We start from the raw sequence: 22,880 nt of genomic DNA, 5'->3' as shown, positions 1-22,880 counted from the left end.
GACCTATCTCCATTTATTTGCCGGCTCCTGCCTGTGGCTGTCCTTGCTCAGGACCACCTACTTGTACTTTAGCTCCCTGGCGCAGACGCTGTATACCTTCGGTCACGATCTGCTGCCCTTCTTTCAGGCCTTCGCGCACCACAATGTCAGCGCTCACCCGGGTACCCAGCTGCACGTTCTGCTGCACTACCGAATCACCCTGCACCACATATACATAGTACTCGCCCAGCTGTTCGGTCACCGACTTGTAAGGGATCACGATCTGATCACCCAGGTCCTGGTTCAGCACATTCAGGCTCACCGTCATACCTGGTATCAGCCTTTCGTCAGGGTTAGGGAACTGCACACGCACGGTTGTGGTACCAGAGCGGCGGCCGATGGCCCTGTCGATGGCGACCAGCTTGCCATTGTGCTCGTATTGCTGGCCATTGTTGAAGCGAATGGTGAAAAGTGAGTCAGGTTGCTTGCCCTGCTGCAGGTTGCTGAAACGACCAAGCTCTCCTTCGTTGATCACAATATCAACTGCAATCGGGTCGGAGGAAGAAATGGTGTTGAGTAAAGGCTGCCCCGGCGATACCTGCGCTCCTACCCGTACCTGCGAAATACCGATCACACCGCTAAAAGGCGCACTGATCACGGAATAACTCAGGTCGGTGGAGGCGCTACTCACCTGCGCCTGTGCGGCCGAAACCTGCGCGCGGGCGGTCTGTACGTCGGTGCGGGCATAGTCTACCTGCTGTCGTGCAATGGCATCGCGCTCGGCTAGGCGCTCGTAACGCTCCAGGTCCTTCTCGGCGCGAGCCAGGTTGGCTTTTGCGCTTTGCAAACTTGCCTGTGCCTGCTGTATACCTGCCTGGTATTTGTTCTGATCTATTTCGTAGAGCTTCTGCCCCTTTTTAACACGCTGCCCGTCCTGCACGAAGATGTTGGTGATATAACCGGATACCTGCGGACGCAATTCTACTTCCTGCAGCGGCACCACCGTAGCCGGATAGGTGTCGCGGCCGGTCACGCTTTGCTGCTTTACCTGAATCGTATTGACCGGAACGGCCATGGCCGCGGGGTTCATCTGTTGCTGTCCGGCATCGTCACCGCCGCAAGACACAAGTATAGTTGGGCTGATGATGGCTGCAAACAGCCAGGTGTACTTATTTTTCATTCTCCTGATTTTCTGATGTTATCGGTTGATGTCTATATTTCCAAGGGCGCGCTGCAGGTCCAGTTTGCTGGAGAGCACACTGTAAAGGGCATTGTAGTAGTTCAGTTGGGTGGTGCGCAGCTCGGTCTCGGCCACGATCAGGTCCACGTAGGCTTTCACGCCCTCGTCGTACTGTAGCTTGATGATCTCGTACACCTCTTCGGCCATTACCAGATTCTGCTGCACTGTGCGCCACTCCATATAATCGCCTTTGTAGTTAGCCAGCGCAGTCTGGTACTCGGTGTTAATAGCACGGCGCGTGTCTTCGATCTGCACATCCAGGCGGTCTTCCTGCAACTGCGCGATCTTCAGGTTCTGTAGCCTTCTGGTGCCTTGAAAGATCGGGAGAGAGGCCTGTATACCTACCGATGAGTTCGGGAAGTGCTGGTTGTAGAGGTTGGCGAACTCGTTATTGAAGTATAGCAGGTTGTAATTGGCAAAAGCCGAAACAGTCGGCAGGAAGCTCCATCGGTTGTAGGCCGTGTTCAGCTTCAGCAAGTCGCGTTGGGTTTGCAATTGCTGCAGCTCTACCCTTTTATCGAACGCGATCAGCTCGGTGGTATCCACCTGTACCTCCTGCTCCATGCGTCCATAGCTATAAGTCAGTCTCAGGTCCTGCTCCACCGGGTAGCCCATCAGCTGCTTCAGGTAAGCTAGGCTGGCTTTTATACTTTCCTGCACCCGCTTGCGGTCTGACCTGATGTTGGCCAGCGTAATAGCGGCTCGCTGGTAGTCAGTCTTGTCTACCAAACCTACCTCGTATCGACTGCGGGCGTCGTTGTACTGCTTTTCCTGACGCGAAATATTCTGATCCAGGATGCGGAGTTGTTCCTGCGTGAGCAGCACGTTGTAAAAAGCCTTACTCACCTCTACCACCGTGTTGATGCGGGTGTCAGTCACTTCTTGCTCCAGGAGTACTCTTCTGGAACGGGAGGCCTTGGATGCGAGGAGAAGGTTATTATCAAAAATGTTCTGAGTGGCCTGCAGTGCCAGGTTAGAATTGTACTTCTGTCCGAAGGTAATGATCTCTCCTCCGATCGGCTGCTGCTGCCTTTTGATGTTGTAAGTGCCCCCGAAATTGGCATTGACCTGCGGAAACCAACCAGACAGGCTGGCCCTGATCTCCCTGTCGCCAATCTGTTCGTCGATCAGCGCCTGTTCCATGGCCGCGGTGTTCTCCAGCGCATAGTTCACGACCTGTTCCAGCGTCAGACTGTCATTCGCTGCCACGCCCCTGGTGTCCTGCGCCAACAGGGCACCCGGGAACAGCAGGCAGCCTGCCAGCAAGTGTTTACAATATTTCTTTAATTTCATGTATGGTTTTAGTGTTCAGCTTTTAGGTTGAGTATTAAACGTGCAGGTATAGTATATGATGGTGGTGCATTGATCTTAATTCATTTCAGGTTTCATTTTGTGCTCTTATTTTATTGTTTAAACATTAGTAAGTTTACAATTTTTGGCGTTGCAGCAGTTGCTAGCGACCAAGGGCAATTCCATCCCAAAGCAGTTGCTGTATCTGCTGTAGCTCCTTTTTGTTGAAGCGTAGTCTGCCGCTGGCCGCCATTTTAGCCATGGAGAGGATACTGCTGTGAGCAAGCGTTCCCACAATTTTTGGACTGACATCCTTTAGTTCACCCTCCCGGATGCCACGTTCAAAAAAAGCGAACAGCAAGGTATAGAATTTGTCCTCCTCGAGCGGCGGCATGGTGGTGCGGAAAGGCGAATTCACAAATTGCTCAAAGAATCGGAGCATATCCTGGTTGTCGCGGTAAAAGGTATAGAGTCCCATCCACAGCTTAAAAAAGCTTTCCTTGAAAGGTATAGTAGCCACAGTCTCCTGCTCTACCACCGCAATAGCCTGCTGCTGTGCATAATTAAACAGTTCGCAGAGCAAATGTTCTTTGCTTTCGAAATAGTGGTAGATGGTGCCTGCTGCCACTCCGGCATGCTTGGCAACCAGGCTCATAGGTGTGCCATGAAAGCCGTTTTCTCTGACCAGCTCCATCGTACTCTTAAAAATAGCCCTCTTCTTATCCGATATCTGCTCCATAGCTTCCACCCTCAATTGAACGTTCATTCGGTTTGCAAAGCTACAGTTGTAGCTACAATTGTAAAAGCTATTCCGGCAAAAAGCTGAATTTTTTGGCCAAACGACCAGATAAACATTGCAGATAAACGGGATACTGCCCGTGAACGTAAATATAGATATAGCGCATTTGTTCAATTAATCCCGATACGTATGGTACTCGCACATGAACTCCGCCACACCCGCCGCATCAACAGCGCCAACAATCCGGTCTGGATGGACGCACTGAGAATCCTTCTCGGATTGTTCCTGTTCACCAAAGGCATGTTCTTTCTGGAGCATGTCACGGATATCTTCAACCTCTTTAACTCCAGCCAGGGAGTACTATACACCGGCAAATCTCACGTTCTCCCCAGCATGGTGCACATGGTGGGCGGCCTGATGATCGCTTTTGGGATGCTCACGCGTCTTGCCCTGCTTTGCCAGATCCCTATTCTGATAGGTGCGCTGCTGATCGTAAACCCGTTGCGTGATGGTGCCCAGGCAAGTTATGCTGAAGTGATTCCGTCGCTGTTTATCACAGCTCTCATCCTATTCTTTATGATCAAGGGTCCCGGCCGCTATTCCATCGACAACAAAGTATTGCGGCAAAGACAGCCGAAGGAAGAATAAGTTCACTAGGATAAGTTTCTGCTACTCAGTGCTGAAAAGCCACTCCAGCGCATCACCTGTTGAAAGAAAATCGCGGGATTCGCAGGGTAAGGGAGTCCTGAAAGCTATTTCGTAGATGGTTTCGATCGAGATCTGCTGAAAGATATCACTGCCCATTACATTGGCGACGCGGCTGAGTTTGCTGTGCTGCAGTATATCGGCTGCGTTCCTGGCAATCCAGGTCTGATCCTGCAAAGAAGGTGGTAGCATGAAGGTAAAGTCTGCAAGTATCAGTTCTACCTCGTGTGTGATAGTAAAATCGCAGGCAAAGATCATGGCTTCCCGGAGCGGTCCGGACGATATGTTGCCCCGCCACTGATTCCATATCATTTTATCTTCAGGGTTATGACGTATCGTAACGCAGTCCCGCTCCAGCGACTTTTCAAAGAGTTGTAGATTCATGCTCCATATCAGCTTTTCTTGTGTGCACTTTACCCTTCTTGGTATACGCTCTAAGCTGGAATAATATCATGTAATAATACAAAAGATTATACTACTTGAGGTAAAAAGGCGAAGCTAAGCCATGATCATGTTACTGGCAGTGTAAAACTTACATACCTGGTCATACCTTTGCAACAACAATAAACTCTGCCTCCATAAGGTATAGCCAGATGAGCAGGCTTTTCTATTCCAGCTTATCGACAAAGATCCGAAGCTCCTGGTATACTTGGGCCAGCTTTGGGGGCGGGAAATGTGCGTTCAGACCACTGGGATTGGGTAGCACCCACAGTTTGGTGTTCCCGATAGCCTGCTCCTGAATTCCTATACCTGCCTTTGCATTTCCGAAGGCTACGCGGTAGGCAGATATACCCAGCAAAGCCAGCACCTGAGGCTGGTACGCAGCCACTTTCTCCACCAGTTTGGCACCTCCTTCTACCAGCTCCGCAGCCGACAATTCAGCAGCATTGGCAGTGGCCCTGTCCACGATATTGGAAATCCCGAGCTCAAGGTCCAGCAGCTTACTTTCTTCTTCAGGCAGGTATAGCCGGGGCGTGAAACCCGACGCATGTAGGGTCGGCCAGAAGCGGTTGCCCGGACGTGCAAAGTGATGCCCAACCACAGCCGTGTAAAGCCCTGGGTTGATGCCGCAGAAAAGTACCTTGAGATTCGGAGCAATGATATCAGACACTGTTTTTCCGTTAGCTGCTGCCAGCTCTTCTTTGGTAGGTCTTCTTTTTTGAGGTTGCATATCTGTTGTTTACTGAAGCTTGGTGATTGCAGTTATATCTTTAGCTGCCTATACCATGGGCTGTGTGAAAAAAATTGGGTTGATGTGGGGTGAAGCTGCAGGAAGGTGAATTCGCTTTGCTGAAGAATATATGTTATTCCGTTTATCTGTTATATTTGGAGTATAGCACCAAGCAATAAGAATAAAAGTATGTCATGGTTACCAATGTATTTGGCGAAACAAGATGTCAAGCTACTTAACAACTGGCTAAATCAAGAAGAAGAACTGGCATTCCTGATTTCAAACGGAAACAGTAAATGGATTTCAAAAAAAGAACACGTCATCATTGAAGATTTAAGCAATCAAGAATCAGGAGTAGGTTTCGTAGAGTATAATTTGTGGCATGTACCATCTGGATCACTACCTCTTTTGGGCTTGAATTCGGTAGTGAGTGCTCAAATAACAGACCCTTGGACGGGATGGACAGAGGTAAGACCTGGAGCCAATCCTACCATTCCCTATTTTGGTGCGGGGCATCCTGGTGTAATTAATCTTGAAATTAAGATTGCCGGCGCGGGAGAAATTCCAATTTCTAACTTCGGATGGATAGGCAACCACTACAGGATTATTGGGAATGGGGCAGACAGGACGACGGAGAAGTTTTGGAATAAACTAAAACGCATGGCCAAAAAGGAAGCTACGCAGATTCCAAGGTGTAATGACCCCATTGGTAAAAAAGAAATTTATGCTTTCCCAGCAGCTTATAAAGAGATAGGGAACGGTCGTCTTTGCTCACTAAACTAAAAAGCCTTTACTGCTAATAAAGTGCATAATTTAGGCTCGGCTACGCTTCCCCACATTATAACGCGAGTAAAGTTGGCAAAAATTCATAATATAATTCCGCCCATACTTACACTAACATGAAGCATCTTTTCTTATTCTTACTACTGTTGTGTTTTTGCGGCACGAGCTATGCACAATTAAATTACCATATTGAAGTCTCATTTGCCGACCCCTATAACAACGCAGGCAGTGTGAAGGATGGCGATGTGGTGAAGTTGGAGCACTCGTTTGACGACGTTAAAAAGGAAGCGGTTGTAAAAGAGGGAAGGGCAGTATTCACGGGCACAGTGGCCGAACCCACCGTGGCAATGTTTAACTACAAACGCGGCGGGGTGAAATTACTGCTCGACGGAAGTAGCTATCGCCTGGCTTTGACAGTGAAAAAGGAAGGAGACAGCTTTACCTATGATGCTAAGATAGAGACAAGTTCTGCCTTTCATAACTTGTGGAGCGAGTTTTATATAAATAGGGGGAAGCAGAATAACCGCAAGCGTGAGCTGCTCGACAAGGTTGACAGCAGCCCGGATGAACAGCAGGCAAAAGCATTGCGCAGAGAACTCGCGCTGCTTGATTTAGAGATCTTAGAAAGCTTCAAGACCGTGACGCTTAAAAATCCGGATAACCATGCGGTGGCTTACTTCATGGGCGACGCCCCGGACTTCTCCTACAAAAACTACATCGGCATCTACAACGCGCTAGATGACGATGTGAAGCAGAGTTATTTAGGCCAAAGGCTGCTTGGCAAATTAAAGGCGGTAAAAAGCATGTCGGAAGCAGAGGAGGCCCCTACAAGTTCAGTTGGCAGGGAATATATCGGACAAAAGGTGCCTGAGATTGGTGGTATGGATGTTACTGGTAAAAGCGTGACGCTGGGTCCAAAGAGTCTAACCAGTAACTATACGCTTATCGAGTTCTGGGCCAGCTGGTGTGGTCCCTGTCGCAAGATTAACATCGACATGCGGGCGAAATACCCGGAGTACAGGAAGAAAGGCCTGGAGATTGTCGGTTTCTCACTTGACGCTGACGCGGAAAATTGGAAGAAAGCCGTGGAGAAAGATAACACAGGCTGGTTGCAAATCTCAGATCTGAAGGCAGGCCACTCTCCCGTGGCCCAGTTCTTCAATCTCAATGCACTGCCTGCCAATGTGGTAGTGGACCAAAATGGCATTATCGTGGCCATGGACGTGTACGGTGAGGCGCTGGAAAGACTTTTGCAATAAACCACAGGTCATACAGTTGGACTCTAGGTGGCACTCAAGGCAACCATCGCTCGAGGAAAGCAGCTGGCCTAGACACTGCGCATTCATGTAGACTATCTGAGCTTATGATAAGTGTTTCGTGTAAATATAGTTTTACAAAAAAACGAATCAAATGGATTATATTTCTACTTGCCCGCGGATGGTCGTTGCCCGGAATATCCCCTACTCTTCTCAAAAAAATATCCTTAATTTGGCCGAAAATTGGCTTACAGGGAAATTTACATTAAATGAGCGGCATTCAGGAGGCTCTTCGCTCCATACCACTTTCTCGCTTAGTGCATACCCACAATCAGCACTGGCCATACAATTACAATAGAAATGCTGCTAATCTTGACCCTTTCCTTCCCATTTATCTAAATTTGAACCGTATCTTTGCGTATAGAAAAATAACTAAGCATGCTTCACTTCTTTTTTAGTCAGCCCGATACAGTTTACGCCGTACAAACCGAGCGGGAACTAAACGCTACAGACATCCAAAAACTGGAATGGTTATTTGGCAACGCCACTCGAAAGCAGGAAACTGTGCTGAGTGGCTTTTTTGTTGGTCCTCGTGCCGCTATGATCACCCCATGGAGTACCAACGCAGTGGAGATCACGCAGAACATGGGCATCGAGGGGATTATCCGGATCGAAGAGTTTAAAACAGTTGCGGAAGATTTCACGGATTTCGATCCGATGCTTTCCCAAAGGTATAAGAACCTGGATCAGGAAATCTACACCATCAACATACAGCCAGAGCCTGTGCAGCCTGTAGAGGATATCGCAGCCTACAACAAGCAGGAAGGTCTTTCGCTGAGTGAGGAAGAGGTTGATTACCTAAATAAACTTTCTGAAAGAGTAGGCAGACCATTGACTGATTCTGAAGTATTCGGCTTCTCGCAGGTTAACTCTGAGCACTGCCGCCATAAGATCTTCAACGGCAAGTTCGTGATTGATGGTAAAGAGAAAGAAAGCTCACTCTTTAAACTGATCCGCAAAACTTCCGAAACACACCCGAACGATATCGTTTCGGCTTACAAAGATAACGTGGCCTTCGTAAAAGGGCCCGTAGTGCAGCAATTCGCACCAAAACGTGCTGATGTGCCAGACTATTATCAGGTAACTGACTTCGAATCGGTTATCTCCATCAAAGCTGAAACACACAACTTCCCGACCACGGTAGAGCCTTTCAACGGCGCTGCAACCGGCTCCGGAGGTGAGATCCGTGACCGACTGGCTGGTGGACAGGGATCACTCCCTCTTGCCGGCACAGCCGTGTACATGACTGCTTTATCACGCCTGGAGAAAGACCGTCCGTGGGAGCAGGCCACGCAGGAAAGAAAGTGGTTGTACCAAACGCCAATGGACATCCTGATCAAAGCCTCTAACGGTGCCACTGATTTTGGCAACAAGTTCGGACAGCCGTTGATCACAGGTTCGGTGCTGACTTTCGAGCACGACGAAAAAGCAGATCAGCTGGAAACGCCACGTAAACTGGGTTACGATAAAGTGATTATGCTGGCTGGTGGCGTGGGTTATGGCAAAGCGAGCCAAGCACAAAAAAGGCACCCGAAAACAGGTGATAAGATCGTGATTCTGGGTGGTGAGAACTACCGCATCGGTATGGGGGGCGCTGCCGTTTCCTCGGCCGATACTGGCGAGCATGGCACAGGCATAGAACTGAATGCGATCCAGCGCTCAAACCCTGAAATGCAGAAACGCGCCGCCAACGCTATACGCGGCTTGGTGGAAAGCGAGCACAACCCGATTGTGTCGATCCACGACCACGGTGCCGGCGGTCACTTAAACTGTCTTTCGGAGCTGGTAGAAGAAACGGGTGGCAAAATTGACCTCGACAAACTGCCGGTTGGCGACCCGACCCTTTCTGCCAAAGAGATTATTGGGAACGAATCGCAGGAGCGTATGGGCCTTGTGATTGGTGAAAAAGATATTGAGACGCTTCAGAAGATAGCGGAACGCGAACGCGCCCCGATGTATACCGTAGGCGACGTGACCGGCGACCACCGCTTTACTTTCGAGTCAGGGTCTACCGGCGAAAAACCGATGGACCTGGAGCTGAGTGACATGTTTGGCAGCTCGCCAAAAGTGGTGATGAACGATAGGACAGTTGCCAGAGAATACCAGCCAGTTACTTATGATCAAAGTCAGCTGCATACCTATTTGGAGCAAGTACTGCAACTGGAAGCCGTGGCCTGCAAAGACTGGCTCACCAACAAAGTAGACCGTTGCGTAGGTGGACGTGTGGCGAAGCAGCAGTGTGCTGGTCCGCTGCAATTGCCGCTGAACAATTGCGGCGTGATGGCGCTGGACTTCCAGGGCAAAGAGGGTGTTGCCACTTCCATTGGACACTCCCCTATCTCGGCGCTGATCGATCCGGCAGCGGGTAGCCGCAATGCCATTGGCGAATCACTCTCCAACATCGTGTGGGCTCCTATGAAAGACGGCTTGCAAAGCGTGTCGCTTTCAGCTAACTGGATGTGGGCCGCCAAAAACGAGGGTGAAGACGCCCGTCTCTACAAAGCCGTAGAAGCCTGTTCTGAATTCGCGATTGCCCTGGGCATTAACATCCCGACAGGCAAGGACTCGCTTTCGATGAAGCAGAAGTACAAGGACGAGGACGTAATTGCGCCGGGTACGGTCATCATTTCGGCAGCTGGCAATTGCAGCAACGTGCGCCAGGTGGTGGAGCCGGTGTTGCAGCACAATGGCGGTAATATCTATTACATCAACCTGTCCAACGACGCCTTTAAGCTAGGCGGTTCTTCTTTTGCGCAGGTCCTGAACAAGATCGGCAACGAAACACCGGATATTACAGACGCTTCTCTGTTCAAGAATGCGTTCAACACACTTCAACAGCTCATCAAAGAAGGCAGGATTGCCGCAGGTCATGACATCGGCAGCGGTGGTCTGATCACGACCCTGCTGGAGATGTGCTTTGCCGATAACAACCTGGGCGCTTCCATCGATTTGACTTCACTGGGCGAAGCGGATAGCGTGAAGGTGCTCTTCGCTGAAAACATCGGCGTCGTGTTCCAGGCTTCAGCAGAGGTTGAAGAAACGCTGAATGCGAACCAGGTGCCTTTCTATAAAATAGGTATAGCAACCTCTTCTGCCACGCTGGAACTGAAGAACGGAAACGATGCCTATACCTTTGATATCGCGCAGCTGCGGGATACCTGGTTTAAGACTTCCTATCTGCTCGATATCAAGCAAAGCGGTCCGCACAGCGCCAGAGAGCGTTATGAGAACTACAAGAAGCACGAACTCACCTATACCTTCCCGGCAGGATTTGACGGTAAAAAGCCAGCGATCGACAGCTCCAAGCCAAGAATCAAGGCGGCCATTATCCGGGAAAAAGGAAGTAACTCCGAGCGTGAAATGGCCAATGCCATGTACCTGGCCGGCTTCGACGTGAAGGACGTGCACATGACCGACCTGATCTCCGGAAGAGAAACGCTGGAAGATATCCGCTTCATCGGCGCGGTGGGTGGTTTCTCTAACTCTGACGTACTGGGTTCAGCCAAAGGATGGGCAGGTGCTTTTATGTACAACGAGAAAGCAAAGAATGCTATCGAGAACTTCTTCAAGCGCGAAGACACCTTATCGGTAGGTATATGCAACGGCTGTCAATTGTTCGTCGAGCTTGGCTTCATCACGATGGGCCATGACCAGAAGGCGAGAATGCTGCACAACGTAAGCCAGAAGCACGAGAGTATCTTTACCTCCCTGACCATACAGGAAAACAAATCAGTGATGCTTTCGAGCCTGGCCGGCAGCACATTGGGGGTTTGGGTATCGCATGGTGAGGGCCGCTTTAGTCTGCCGCATACCGAGGATAAGTACCAGATCGTTTCGAAGTACGCCTACGAGACGTATCCTGCCTGCCCGAACGGCTCTGACTACAACACGGCCATGATCTGCGATGAAACGGGTCGCCATCTGGTGATGATGCCGCACATCGAGCGTTCGCTCCTGCAGTGGCAGTGGGCGCACTACCCGAAAGGCCGCCACGACGAGGTATCGCCTTGGATGGAAGCTTTCGTAAATGCCAGAAAATGGCTGGAAGCGAACCAATAGGTATAAGGCTTTAAATAAATAAAAAGGCGCTCCGGTTAATTCCGGAGCGCCTTTTTTGTCCTCTGCCTTACTAAATCAAATACCCTGCAGCTGCTGCATGTAGGAAGCCCCGACTGGCACTTCATTTCCTTTGATGCATACCTGGTGGCGCTCTATTTTATCGATTTGCTTTTTGGCCACGATGTAGGACCGGTGCACCCGGACAAAACTGTCGGCAGGCAGTTGCTCGCTCAGTTCCTGTATGGTCATGCGCGAAAGGAGCTTTTTGCCTTCCAGCACAAAAGTCACATAATTACCTGCCGCCTCCAGGTATAGAATCTCGTCATAAAGTACCTTCACCTGCTCGTACCCTGTTTTCAGAAATAGGTAATCCTTTACCGGAGCCGTCGTGCCGCGCAGTTGCAGGAGTTCCTGGGCTTTGTTACAGGCCTTCACAAACCTTGGCAGCGAAAAAGGCTTCAGGAGATAGTCAACTGCATCTAGCTCAAAACTTGTAACAGCATGTTCAGAATAAGCAGTCGTGAAGATAACCATTGGCTTTTTCTGCAGGCTCGTCACAAACTCCAGCCCGGAAATATCCGGCATTTTAATATCCAGAAACAGCAAGTCGACTTGTTCGTTTTGCAGGAATTCAAGCGCTAAAAAGGCATCTGTAAAGCAACCCACCAGCTCCAGGTAGGGCACTTTGGCAGCATGTGCCCGTACCACTTCCAGCGCCATTGGTTCGTCGTCTATCGCTATTGCTTTCATACCTGTTGCTATACCTGTTCTGAAATCAAATATACTTACAATTGGAGTGTGAGGTGCACAAAGAATTCTTCTGGCGTATCGCGTATGATCAGTTCCTGTTTGCCCGCATACAAATGCTCAAGGCGCTGCTTCACGTTTTTCAGCCCTATACCTGATTTATCTTTTTCGGGATCCTGCTCCGACTTATTTTGCTTGCTGTTGTATACGTCAAAATACAGCTTATCCTGGTCCATATGCAAAGTTATTCTGATCCAGGATCTGTGTTGCAGGCTGATGCCGTGCTTAAAGGCATTCTCAATGAAAGGTATAAGCAGCATCGGGGCAATGTACTTGTCTCCTACCACGTCTTCTATCTTGGTCTCGATCGAAATGTTTGGAGAGGCAGAAGTACGCAGCAGCTGCAGATCAATGTAATTGCGCATGTACTCAATCTCGCGCGAAAGTAGTATTTTCTGCTGGTGATTCTCGTGCAGCATAAAGCGCATCATGTCGCCGAGCATCTGTATACCTTGCGCGGTGCGCTCGCTGTTTTCCTGCAGGGCTGTGCCGTAAAGGGTATTCAGGGCGTTAAACAAAAAGTGCGGGTTTATCTGGGAGCGCAGAAAGTCAAGGTTGGCAGTGGAGTTGCCCAGCTCTTTTTTGAGAACAAACATTTCTTCCTTACCGGCCAGCTGGCGTTTGAAAATCAGCCAGGTGATAGGGCCGGTTACCAGGAACTGGAACAGGGAGTTAAAAAAGCTGATTTCGAAAGCAGCGTCTTCACTATGCACGGCAACCATCAGTAACAGGGAAACAGGCACAAACGCCAAGACCTGTATCAACAGCACCCGGGCTTGGTAAGCCAGAAATTGTCGCTTTGCCTTGCGGGCTGCAGGTATCAGGTAACGAAACGAACCAAAATACAGGACTATCGCATTTAGGGAAATGATCGCCCACAAGGCTGTCTCATTATCACCGATGTTGAACACCACCATGATGAACACAGTTACCAACCAAACTATCGCCACCGTTATCAGTTCCTGGGTTACGAGGTGATACCGGGACTGAATGGCTGTGGCATTTTCAAGGAGATAGTGTGCCACATACTTGATGAAGGTATAAAAGCCGAACACCAGTAACAGCCACAGGGTGTTCTGAAAACTGCCCTGAAAAATATCTGTCCAAAACGCCTCTGCTGAATAGTAGATGAAGAGTTGGTGGCCTTTGTAATAGGTATCGGTGATGCCCGTCAGGAGACCAACCCCCACAAAGGTGAGCACCAGCAACAACGTGTGCCACCACACGGCCTCTTTGCGCATCAGGCGCGGCACTACTTTAAAGTTGAGCAGCAAAAACGCCAGGTAGATACAGGTATAGCGCACGAGCTGGGGCCAGAAAAAATGCTCGTAGTAATTATACAATACACCGGCCTGCATAAACTCATACTCATTCGGACTGTACTCGATGAAAAGCGAAAACAGGGAGGAAACAAAGATGGCGGTGGCGGCCCAAAATTCTACTTTAACCGTCTGGACAGGTTTTGCAATGTGCGTATCTAGTGTCATGTCATTCATAAAACAATGATAAATGAAAGGGTTGAGTATAAACAATAAATGTGATGAAAGCGGATGATTTTGTGACGGATGGTGCTAGAACATGGTGTCCAGCATAAAATGCATCCGTTTTGCCGACTGTTGCACATACAGTGCCTTCGTAGGAGCAGCAGGTTTCTGAATCGTCACGGGCCTGACATTGTCCATCATCTCCAGATCGATCAGCAGGTTGCGGGGATCTATACCTGCGTGGGCGGGTTTGGAAGGAACGGTGAGCTGCATCTGCTGTTCCTCTGCCTGCAACCTGTGCTTCTCCAGGTATAGCAACTTTCCTAACTGACCTTCCTGACCAGCGGCATACACCCCTACTTCGACCAGATCATGTACAGGTATAGCTGTTTCTCTGCCTAAGGTATCCACCACCGACTTCTGCGCCCGTACATCCAGCGTCACCTGCCATTGTCCATCCGCAGTCGGAACAGCTACCGCCTGTTTTGTCTCCAGATTCCAGTAGGTGTTTCTTTTAAACAGATCGGCCAATAGGTATTGCAGGGAATCAGGGGTAACGGCCTGGAGTTCGTGGTACAGGTGCAGGGAAGTGGGCAGGGGCGGCTCGCCTGAACCGTACTTTTGCAGCAGCTTGCGCAGTGCCTGGTTCACCTGCTCTTCTCCCAGGTATTCTTTTAGGATATACATTGCAAAAGGACCTTTTCTGTAACCCAGGAAGGGATCGCTGGCTCTCAGCAGCGGCACATCGGCTTTGGATCGGGGCGTGAGGTAGGACTGGCGCATCACCCACAGGAGTCTCTCCAGATGCCCGGCACCGTACGTGGCCTCTACAACCCCCAACGCGCTATACCAGGCCAGACTCTCGGTAAGCAGGGCCGCTCCTTCCATGGCAGCCGGCACCAACTGATGCGCCCACCATTGGTGCGCTATTTCATGTGCCCCTACTGCGAAAACGAGGTCTATATCCCGCCAATCTTCGGCAGGGTTCAGCATCGAGAAGTTCTCCGTCAGGGCAATAGTGCCCGGATAGGCCGATGCCCCACTTCCGGCCCCGGGATACTCCACCAGCCGGAGTTGGCGGTGCGGATAAGGTCCAAAATGTTGGGTATAGTATTTCAGCGATGCTTCCGCACTCTTAAGCAGCCGATCCGCCTGATGGGCATGTGTCGGGTGGTGGAGCACCTGAATCAGGATGTCCTGCCACTCGGTTTCGCGCAGGTCATAAGCAGCAGAGTAGAAAGTATAAAGGTTGCGGATGGGCGCGTCTGCCACGTAGTAAAAGTAGCGTCTTCCCTTATCCATCCAGGTAGATTGCAGGGAGCCGCTTGTGACAGCTGTCTGATCTGTTGAAGTGCCGACCACCGCCTCAAAGCGGATTCGCGCCTGATCTGCGTTCTGCTGTTGCACATTTCCTTCCTGCAGTGGCTGAACGGCCGGTTTTGGAGGAAGCTGATGCGCCTGTCGGTCGCGTGCAAGGTGCAATTCCCGGTTTGCCTGGTAGCCAATGGCAGGCAGCCACTCCTGGTTTATAAAGTAGCTTCCATTCGCTGTTACTGCATGGTCTGAACCTTCCCTGGCAAAGCCTTTGGGTTTATATTGTAAGTCAAAACTCAGCTCCAGTGAGTCGCCTGTTTGCAGGGCCTTTTCAAGGACGAAAATGGAATGGTGATGCTCTACATCCTCGAGCACAGTTCTGGCTGCCTGGTCGAAACGCATATACTTGGTATCTACACCAAAAGCTGTGGCTACATGGATGCTGTCAATGGCTACCTGACTTCTGTTCTGCAGGGTATACACTCCGCTCACCCACGCTTCCCCCTGATCCGGGAAAAATTCTACGTGCAGACTGGTGGCTGTCAGTGTGGGCTGGGGCATGTCCTTATGCTTTCCATAGAGGTGCTCGTAGGTGGCCCGACGCTCTATCAACTCCTCTTTCGACAGTTGCTCATGCAGTACATCTGTCTGGTAGAACACAAAAGCACCCAGGGTAAAGATCGCCAGCAATCCGCTAGCGGCCACCAGCACCAGTGATTTTGCCGGGTGCAATACCGCACGGCGCATTCGCTGCCCTATACCTGTTACCCGGCCTCTCACCCAAAACCTGAAAGCAAGCAGCGCCAGCAGCAGGGCCCAGACTGCCCAGTATAATTTAAACCAAAACCAGGGTGCTAACTGCGACCCGAAACCACGCATATCCGAGTAAGACCAGCCCAAGTCTGCACCGTAAACCAATAGCCTGTTGCCCACACCCAGTTCTGAGGCGAACACTCCGAAAAGAAAGGCAACAAAAGTGATGATGTGCGCCAGGTATTTATGATTCACCAGCACATGCACGGCCATCGCCAGCACAGCCAACAATAAATAGTCCACCAACTGCAGGCCGAAGAGTATACGCAGGTATACACCGATCTCCAGCGTTTTATACCCCTGCGATAGCTGCGTGGCTATACCTGCCAGCAGGAAAACTGTTTGCAGGGTGAGCAGCAGCAGCACCAGACTACTCAACTTACTCAGCAGTAAAACCCAATCAGGCACAGGGACCGTGTCTGCTATATCGCTGATACGGGCGTCCCGTTCACGCCAGACGAGTTGACCGGCGTATACGATCATGACCGCTACTACGATCATTCGTAACATGAACAGGTTGTAAATGGCTGTCATGCGGCCAGTTGTGGGAAGCGTCGGAACACCGAGCGAGCCCTCTAGCCACTCTGGCAAAAGCATCAGTAGCAATCCCGCTATACCTGACAAAGCAATCCAGCCCCAGCTTGTTATGTTCTCCCGATAGGTCTGTAAAGCGATGGCAGCCGTCTGATGCAGGCGGGAGTTCAGCCCGAAGTGCTTTTGTACCTGTGGAACGGCAATGGGGACATCATCTACAATCGGTGCCTCCACGGATTTACGCTTCATGATCCGGCTCCACCAACCTGAACTGGCATGGTGTGCAAACCGAAAGCGAACAAAGGCGATTGCCATAAAGCCTAAGGCGATCAGTAGCCAGAGTACCCGGTTCCAGAGCAGCCAGCCGTCCAGTGGCACTAATTGGGTGTTGATGTGGAGGGGAGTCTGTATTTTCCGGAACTCGCTTACGATCGTGAAGCCGGAGAAATCCAGCTGCTTGGCCAATTGCCAGAGCCCCAGATGGTCTGCCAGCATCTCCTTGCTCACTAGCGCCACCATAAACAGCAGTCCGCCACCCAAAAAGCTCAGCATGGCATGGCGACCCAGCAAGGCCAGCGAAAACAGGATAACTGTGGCCACAAAGGCAGCAGGAAGTGCTATCATGAGGTAGGAACTCAGGTAGGGTGAGAACTGGAAAGGACCGAAAAGCGCAGTGTCTATACCTGGCACCACCAGCGTCAGCAACAGGCCCAGTGGCAGCGCCAGCAACACCAGTGCGACTACAGCAAAGGCACCCATCAGTTTACCGCCCAGGTAGGCAAACTTACTAATAGGCGTTGTATACAGCAGCGGATCAATCCTGGTCCTTAAGTCGTGGGTCGCTGCTTCGCCGGCCACGGCTGCTATTACCAGCAGTGCCAGCAAACTGGCGATGGCTGAAATGGCCGCGATCACAACCGGGGCATTCAGGAAATAATCACCGCTGTACACATTGTCGGTAAAGCTCAGCACCATGGCAAAAGTCAGCAGCAGGAAAATGCCGAAGTAGATCCAGGTGGAAATGCGGCGCAGCAGGTAGCGCAACTCAAACCGGAACATTGCCCAGAACATCATAGCATCACCTCCTTTCGGACCTGCACCTGCCGTTTTCCGTTAAACCTGGCCATGGTGCTAAAATAAACATCCTCCAGCGATGCTTCTACAGACTCAAACCCATTGCCTGGCAAACTGCTGCTGTAGACGCGCACCACAAACTTCCCGGCCTGCAATCTGGTCGAGATCACAACATGCGCACGTTCTATTTCAGGGAGCTCCTCTTTCCGGATTACCTTACGCCATACCTGTCCCTGCATAGCGTCTATTGCCTGCATCGGCTCTGCTTCCAGGAGTATTTCGCCCTTGTTGATAATGGCCATGTGCGTGCACAGCTCCGATACATCATCCACGATGTGCGTTGAAAGTATCACGATGCTGTTCTCACCCAGCTCGCAAAGGAGGTTCAGAAACCGGACGCGCTCGGAAGGGTCCAGCCCGGCGGTAGGCTCATCCACAATCAGCAGTTTTGGGTTGCCAAGCAAGGCCACTGCCACACCAAAGCGCTGCCGCATACCGCCTGAGTAGCCGCCCAGTTTCTGTTTGCGCACATCCCAGAGGTTAGTTTGCCGCAAAAGTTGCTGCACCACATCCGTGCGGTCGGTACGGCTCGTGATACCCTTCAGAATGGCAAAATGAGAGAGCAGTTGCTCGGCCGTCACGTTGCGGTACACGCCAAACTCCTGCGGCAGATAGCCAAGTGTTTCGCGCACTTTCGCTTTTTGCCGCACCACGTCGATGCCTCCAAACAAGATCTGCCCTTCGTCCGGCTCCTGCAGCGTGGCCAGTATACGCATCAGTGTGGATTTTCCGGCACCATTCGGTCCAAGCAATCCATACATACCTGCTGGAATTGTCAGATTGGCGTTGTGCAGGGCCTGTACCCCATTCGGATAGGTTTTGGAGATATTTCTGATCGTTAATTCCATCGTTTCTTTTGTCTAGTCTTGTTCCTGTTGCACCTGGCCAGTTGATTACCAAGCCTTTAACAGGTATAAGAATAGAAAACAGGAAACAGGACTTCAACTAAATGTGATGAAACTCCGAAAAGATGTGCTAAACGAAATGTTGGAGCAGTCTTACCCTTCTCTTTGGGGTTTCTCAGCCGTACTTGGAGGCTTACTGTGCTGCTTTTACAGGAGGAACCTAGCCAATAGTGCATAAAAAAACGCTCAGGCTATGCGAGAGCGTTATTTCAAAGACAAATAATTAGCGCTATGCCTGATGCGCTGGACAGACCAGAGCAGGTATCCGATGAAGTCAGTTTAAGATTCTCAAATAAGTATGAAACGAATCGTGGTACTCAGCTTTACTCAGCATGTTATCGCGGTTTCGGTCCCAACTCTCAAAAATGCCCAGGATAAACTCGTCTTCTTTTACCATACGATCGTTGTTTAAATCCCAGTTGTTGAACAATTCAAGCCTGTCCAAGCCCTTTTCGAACTCTTCGCTAACCACATCACCGCTACCATCTTCATCCCAGGTGGCCCAGGTCTGCTTCTCGAACCGGAAGTCTTTCACAAATTTCTCCCATTGGTCTTTATTTATGGAGTATTCCTGGCTCATCATCAAGAACACGCCATTACTGAATTGTGCCTCATTAAATTCAACCCCATTCGTAAAATCAACCCCGTACCAGCCCCAGTCGATATAGTGATAAAAGCTGCCATTTTTGAAAGCATTGGCAAATGCTGCGCTGTTAATGTCGGGTGCATGAACATTGATCGAAATCGAATCTTTCGCCACATTATTTTGCCTGTCTTTTATTTCTAAGACCAGCTTATAAGTACCTGATTCTATATCGCGTGGGAAAAATGAGGCTCCGAAATCTAAAAATTTCAGCACATCAGTAAAAATAAACGGTTCTATCACTTCATGCTTTTGCCCGTCAGCAGCAACTAACCAAAATTTTAAGCTTCCCAAAGCCATGTTATCTGAAAGTCTGCCATCTATCCGAACCATGTCAATGACCAGATAAGTTGAGTTGGTTTCCGGACTTAAGATTTTAACCTTTGGACTCTCCGTGTCAGGTGGGTTATTATTTGTGTTGGGGCTTGGATCATCGTCATCGCCGCAGGATACCAGCACACACAAAAGGAGCATCAAGAAAAGTTTATAATTTTTTGCCATAGTCATAAGTTTCTAAAGGAAATAATAGACAAGCAGCACAAAATCTGCCTATAGGATAGACTGTAGTGGAATATAAAGAGAGGGAGGGCAATATGATCTTCCTGTGGGTAAGAAGAGCGATGTATTCAGGTCAGGTATCCGAAGCGGATATGAATTTTGAGTGACTCAAAATTAAGATAATTGCCGTGTAATTCAGACCTGCCCTGTTACGAAAGGTATAGCCTGTTTTACTTTAGCTCCAGGTATACCCAAGCCAGGTATAAGCAGGACTGGTGTATACCTTATGGTATACGCAAGCAGCTTTTTTCCAGCAGATGCCGGACTGATGTGCGGGGAGTTATTACGTAGATGCGCTTATTATACCTTCAAAAAGGATCCAAACGAGGGTAGATTCAGGACAGAGGATTCGGACATAATTATCGCATGCTATACCTTGTCTACCCTGACCCATTGCATGCCCGCAGCTTCTGCAGCCTGCACGCCAGGCTCTCCGTCTTCAAACACAAGGCAACGTTCGGGTGCTACGCCCAGCTTTTCTGCAGCTAGCAAAAACGGGTCTGGAAAAGGTTTGCCTTTTGCTGTGTCGCCGGCACATACCAGCACTTCCACCAGGTGATCTATCTGAAGTACTTCCAGCGTTTTCCGGATCATATGCTTTGCCCCTCCTGATACCACACCGATCTTTACCTTACCGGCATGGGCCACCAGGTGGTCTACCACAAACTGCACGGGCTTTGTCTCGGCTATGAACTCGTGGTAAAACAGCTCCGATTTTGATCTTTCGAAAGCCAGCGGATCAAAGCTGCTGCCGTAGCGTTTGTTAATCTCCACAACGACAGCAGGTATAGGCAGTCCGGCAAACTCGTCTATAATGGCAGGGTCAATGACCAGGCCCTGTCCTTGGGCCACCTTCACATAAGTATCTTTGTGCGCCTGCATGTTATCAGCCAGCGTACCGTCGCAGTCATACAAAAAGGCCTGGTAGTCCCCTGCTGTTAGCTTAAGTAGTTCCTCGTAGAGGCGCTTGTTCTGTATCGCGAAGTGATCTTGTGTCATGTTGTGGAGATTAAATTTTGCCCGGATGCAGGCATTGTTAGCGGATGGCGGCTACAAATTGCCCGATGGCTCTGCTTACAGCACCTTTTCTGGCAACCAGCCAGTTGAACAACAGGATGCCACATGCGGCGCAGATTATACCTGCCAGTACATCGAGTACATAATGGTGCGAGGTATAGACGGCCGCAAACCAGATGCCCACCGTGATGATGGTGAAAAGCACTTTCGCAACTATATCTAACTTGTTTTTCAGGGCATAGTAAAGCACGATGAGCGGATAAGCGGAGTGCAGCGAAGGCATGGCGGCAAACACATTGGAGCCCTTGGCATACAGCGAATGAAAGACCGTAATACCGAAAAACTCATCGAAGCGCACCAGACCTGCTGTGTTGCCGGGCGTAGATGCAATGAACTCGAAACCATGCAGCTGCACGTACCAAGGCGGCGCAGCCGGGTATAGGTAGTAGACTACAAAGCCCAGCAGGTTGACGAGCAGAAACGTGAGCGAGAAGTAGATAAACTGCTGTCGGTTCCAGAAGAACAGAAAGCCGGCGAAGGCCAGCGGCACCGGCACCCAACTGAGGTAAAAAATACCGCTCAGCACGTCCAGGAAGGTATAGCTGTGCAGCTGCCAGTACTCGTTGGGAGTAAGTATAACGCCACCATCACGTAGCCCGAACACTGCTTTCTCGGCGTTATACAGGTCCTCGATGTGCACGGCGTTGAACCAAAAGTTCGGGAAGGCCTTCATGTAATCGTACAGCACCCAGAACACTATAAAAATCGAAAAGCCGGTGATGAATTTGCGGGTGATGGGAGTGGCAAAATACAAGGCGTTCGCCAGGCCAATCAAAAACAGCTGATCTGTCTTAAAGCCTACCAGCAGGTACGACAGCAGCAGATACCCAACAGATAAAGCAGCCAGCACCAGTATTTCCCTGCGCGATACGCGCTTCTTCTCCCCTGCTGCCGCAGTAGTTGTACTCATGTTATTTTTTCTCAAAATCAGATCCGAAAACTTTGTTTCACAGCGCTGAGCTTAGTCTTTAGTAACAATGGAGGAGTGATGCAGTACTCCGACAAAGCAGCTAGTGAAATGCTTTGTCATCTGCAAACTAGGGTTTAAAACGACCCGTCACTGCCTTTCCGGTAGCGGCATCGTACCCGCTCAACTCAACATACAGCACATTGGGCACCCAGAATGTTCCGCCTTCGATGCGCACAAACACACGGTCCAGTATCGCTTCTTTCTTGTTGATGGTGGTGTACACGTTATACCTGCCTTCCGTGTCTTTGCGCAGGTAAAGCGCCAGTTTGCCGTAACTCACAAATTTGAGCTCGTAGTTGTCTTTACCCAGTTTTTTAGTGTTGACGCCGTAGGCAAATTTACGCTGCACATAGTTGAGTTCCCTGCGTTCTCCCCCATCGGCATACCGGATCCAGAACGGATGGATTGGCTCCGTCTCGTTCAGCGCTCCCTGCGCCGACCGGTTCAGTTCGTAGACCACGGTGTTGGCATTCGGGTCGCGCTGCACGTAAAACAGCAGCTCTTTCACACCCTTGGGTACCGGCAGCGTATCAGCTTTTGCTTCGGCTATACCTGCCGGACTGTTACCGCTGGCACTGCCTATACCTGTGTAAAGCAGCAGAAGTGCCAGGTAAATAAATTTCCTCACGTTGTTGTGCTTTTTTAGCGTGTTGCCATCTCTTTCTGCTCCATGGCTTTTTTGGAGTCCATGAGCCTGTTATAAGCCGTGATGTTCGTCATTACCGCCATCACGGTAATAGGCAGCGTGAAGACAGACATGGTTTCGAACACATGGAAAGGGATGCCCGGTACGTATACCTTGTAATCGGCCCCCACAAAATAATGGGTGATGCCGCAGGCAATAGCCGACACCCCGATCAGCACGATCCGCTCCGGTCGCTGCATCAGACCTCCCTTGCATTCCACGCCCAGCCCTTCAGCGCGCGCGCGGGTATAGCTCACCATCATCGAGCCGATCAGGGCCACAAATGCGAAAAGCGAACTGAGCAGGTAGTGGTGCGAGATCAGGTAGTAGCAGATGCCCATGAACATGATCATCTCGCTGTAGCGATCCAGTACCGAGTCGTACATAGCCCCGAAGGTAGACTTCATGTTGCCCAGCCGTGCCACCTGCCCATCGAGCATGTCGAATACGCCCGCAAAAAGCACCAGCGCTCCGGCCCAGCCCACATACCCGAGTTCTCCCCTGTTGCTGGTTTCTCCGCCCCAGATAAAGATACCCGCCACCCCGATGTTGAGGATAAGACCCGTGGTAGTGACGGCATTGGGCGTAAAGCCGAACCTGATCAGTAGCCTCACAAAAGGGTTGATTACCGTGTAGATCCCCTGCTGCAGCGCGTCGCGTAATTTTTCCATGCT

18 protein-coding genes are annotated in these 22,880 nt (G+C 50.3%); 4 read left to right on the top strand and 14 right to left on the bottom strand.

What is annotated here, in order from left to right; genetic code table 11:
• Positions 1–13: 13 nt before the first annotated feature.
• The 3 genes from K3G39_RS13695 to K3G39_RS13685 form a co-directional block, all read right to left on the bottom strand.
• Positions 14–1,159 (bottom strand): efflux RND transporter periplasmic adaptor subunit, encoded by a 1,146-nt coding sequence (locus K3G39_RS13695; RefSeq protein WP_220626731.1) that lies wholly within the window; start codon positions 1,157–1,159, stop codon positions 14–16.
• 18 nt (positions 1,160–1,177) lie between these two features.
• Positions 1,178–2,512, bottom strand: a complete 1,335-nt coding sequence (locus K3G39_RS13690) for a TolC family protein (protein WP_220626730.1) — start codon at positions 2,510–2,512, stop codon at positions 1,178–1,180.
• A gap of 160 nt (positions 2,513–2,672) precedes the next feature.
• On the bottom strand, positions 2,673–3,275 hold the full coding sequence (locus K3G39_RS13685; RefSeq protein WP_255594336.1) for a TetR/AcrR family transcriptional regulator: 603 nt from the start codon (positions 3,273–3,275) through the stop codon (positions 2,673–2,675).
• A gap of 162 nt (positions 3,276–3,437) precedes the next feature.
• Here K3G39_RS13685 and K3G39_RS13680 point away from each other — a divergent pair, with 162 nt between their 5' ends.
• Positions 3,438–3,896: a DoxX family protein gene (locus tag K3G39_RS13680; RefSeq protein ID WP_220626729.1), complete on the top strand. Its 459-nt coding sequence runs from the start codon at positions 3,438–3,440 to the stop codon at positions 3,894–3,896.
• 21 nt (positions 3,897–3,917) lie between these two features.
• On the opposite strand, the gene K3G39_RS13675 is transcribed toward K3G39_RS13680, so the two are convergent.
• Together K3G39_RS13675 and mug are read right to left on the bottom strand one after the other, a co-directional pair.
• Complete coding sequence (locus K3G39_RS13675; RefSeq protein WP_220626728.1) at positions 3,918–4,337, bottom strand: hypothetical protein; 420 nt, start codon at positions 4,335–4,337, stop codon at positions 3,918–3,920.
• A 223-nt stretch (positions 4,338–4,560) separates the two neighbouring features.
• Complete coding sequence (gene mug, locus K3G39_RS13670) at positions 4,561–5,124, bottom strand: G/U mismatch-specific DNA glycosylase (RefSeq protein ID WP_220626727.1); 564 nt, start codon at positions 5,122–5,124, stop codon at positions 4,561–4,563.
• A 189-nt stretch (positions 5,125–5,313) separates the two neighbouring features.
• On the opposite strand from mug, the gene K3G39_RS13665 reads away from it, so the two are divergent.
• The 3 genes from K3G39_RS13665 to purL all read left to right on the top strand — a co-directional run bounded on the left by K3G39_RS13665 (position 5,314) and on the right by purL (position 11,282).
• Complete coding sequence (locus tag K3G39_RS13665) at positions 5,314–5,907, top strand: hypothetical protein (RefSeq protein ID WP_220626726.1); 594 nt, start codon at positions 5,314–5,316, stop codon at positions 5,905–5,907.
• Between the two features lie 116 nt (positions 5,908–6,023).
• Positions 6,024–7,166 carry a peroxiredoxin gene (locus K3G39_RS13660; RefSeq protein WP_220626725.1) on the top strand — a complete coding sequence of 381 codons (1,143 nt, stop codon included), beginning with the start codon at positions 6,024–6,026 and terminating at the stop codon, positions 7,164–7,166.
• A gap of 435 nt (positions 7,167–7,601) precedes the next feature.
• The gene (gene purL / locus K3G39_RS13655) at positions 7,602–11,282 is read left to right on the top strand and encodes a phosphoribosylformylglycinamidine synthase (RefSeq protein WP_220626724.1); all 3,681 of its coding nucleotides are present in this window, start codon (positions 7,602–7,604) and stop codon (positions 11,280–11,282) included.
• Between the two features lie 75 nt (positions 11,283–11,357).
• Here purL and K3G39_RS13650 read toward each other — a convergent pair whose 3' ends face one another.
• The 9 genes from K3G39_RS13650 to K3G39_RS13610 form a co-directional block, all read right to left on the bottom strand.
• Positions 11,358–12,032: a LytTR family DNA-binding domain-containing protein gene (locus K3G39_RS13650; RefSeq protein ID WP_220626723.1), complete on the bottom strand. Its 675-nt coding sequence runs from the start codon at positions 12,030–12,032 to the stop codon at positions 11,358–11,360.
• Positions 12,033–12,067: 35 nt separating this feature from the next.
• The gene (locus K3G39_RS13645) at positions 12,068–13,576 is read right to left on the bottom strand and encodes a sensor histidine kinase (protein ID WP_255594334.1); all 1,509 of its coding nucleotides are present in this window, start codon (positions 13,574–13,576) and stop codon (positions 12,068–12,070) included.
• A gap of 84 nt (positions 13,577–13,660) precedes the next feature.
• Positions 13,661–17,308, bottom strand: coding sequence for a M1 family aminopeptidase (locus K3G39_RS13640; RefSeq protein ID WP_220626721.1), 3,648 nt, complete (start codon positions 17,306–17,308; stop codon positions 13,661–13,663).
• Positions 17,305–18,216: an ABC transporter ATP-binding protein gene (locus tag K3G39_RS13635; protein WP_220626720.1), complete on the bottom strand. Its 912-nt coding sequence runs from the start codon at positions 18,214–18,216 to the stop codon at positions 17,305–17,307. Before K3G39_RS13635 ends, K3G39_RS13640 begins: the two co-directional genes overlap by 4 nt.
• Positions 18,217–18,547: 331 nt before the next feature.
• Positions 18,548–19,417, bottom strand: a complete 870-nt coding sequence (locus K3G39_RS13630; RefSeq protein WP_220626719.1) for a hypothetical protein — start codon at positions 19,415–19,417, stop codon at positions 18,548–18,550.
• A gap of 426 nt (positions 19,418–19,843) precedes the next feature.
• Positions 19,844–20,473: an HAD family phosphatase gene (locus tag K3G39_RS13625; RefSeq protein ID WP_220626718.1), complete on the bottom strand. Its 630-nt coding sequence runs from the start codon at positions 20,471–20,473 to the stop codon at positions 19,844–19,846.
• 37 nt (positions 20,474–20,510) lie between these two features.
• Positions 20,511–21,461 carry a phosphatase PAP2 family protein gene (locus K3G39_RS13620; protein WP_220626717.1) on the bottom strand — a complete coding sequence of 317 codons (951 nt, stop codon included), beginning with the start codon at positions 21,459–21,461 and terminating at the stop codon, positions 20,511–20,513.
• Positions 21,462–21,588: 127 nt separating this feature from the next.
• The gene (locus tag K3G39_RS13615) at positions 21,589–22,149 is read right to left on the bottom strand and encodes a DUF4833 domain-containing protein (protein ID WP_220626716.1); all 561 of its coding nucleotides are present in this window, start codon (positions 22,147–22,149) and stop codon (positions 21,589–21,591) included.
• Between the two features lie 14 nt (positions 22,150–22,163).
• The gene (locus K3G39_RS13610) at positions 22,164–22,877 is read right to left on the bottom strand and encodes a CDP-alcohol phosphatidyltransferase family protein (RefSeq protein WP_255594333.1); all 714 of its coding nucleotides are present in this window, start codon (positions 22,875–22,877) and stop codon (positions 22,164–22,166) included.
• Positions 22,878–22,880 lie beyond the last annotated feature (3 nt).

Origin of the sequence: Pontibacter sp. HSC-14F20 (assembly GCF_019599265.1) — a bacterium.
GTDB lineage: Bacteria > Bacteroidota > Bacteroidia > Cytophagales > Hymenobacteraceae > Pontibacter.
The sequence above is the reverse complement of the archived record's forward strand: the minus strand, read 5'-3'. Positions and strand labels throughout refer to the sequence as shown.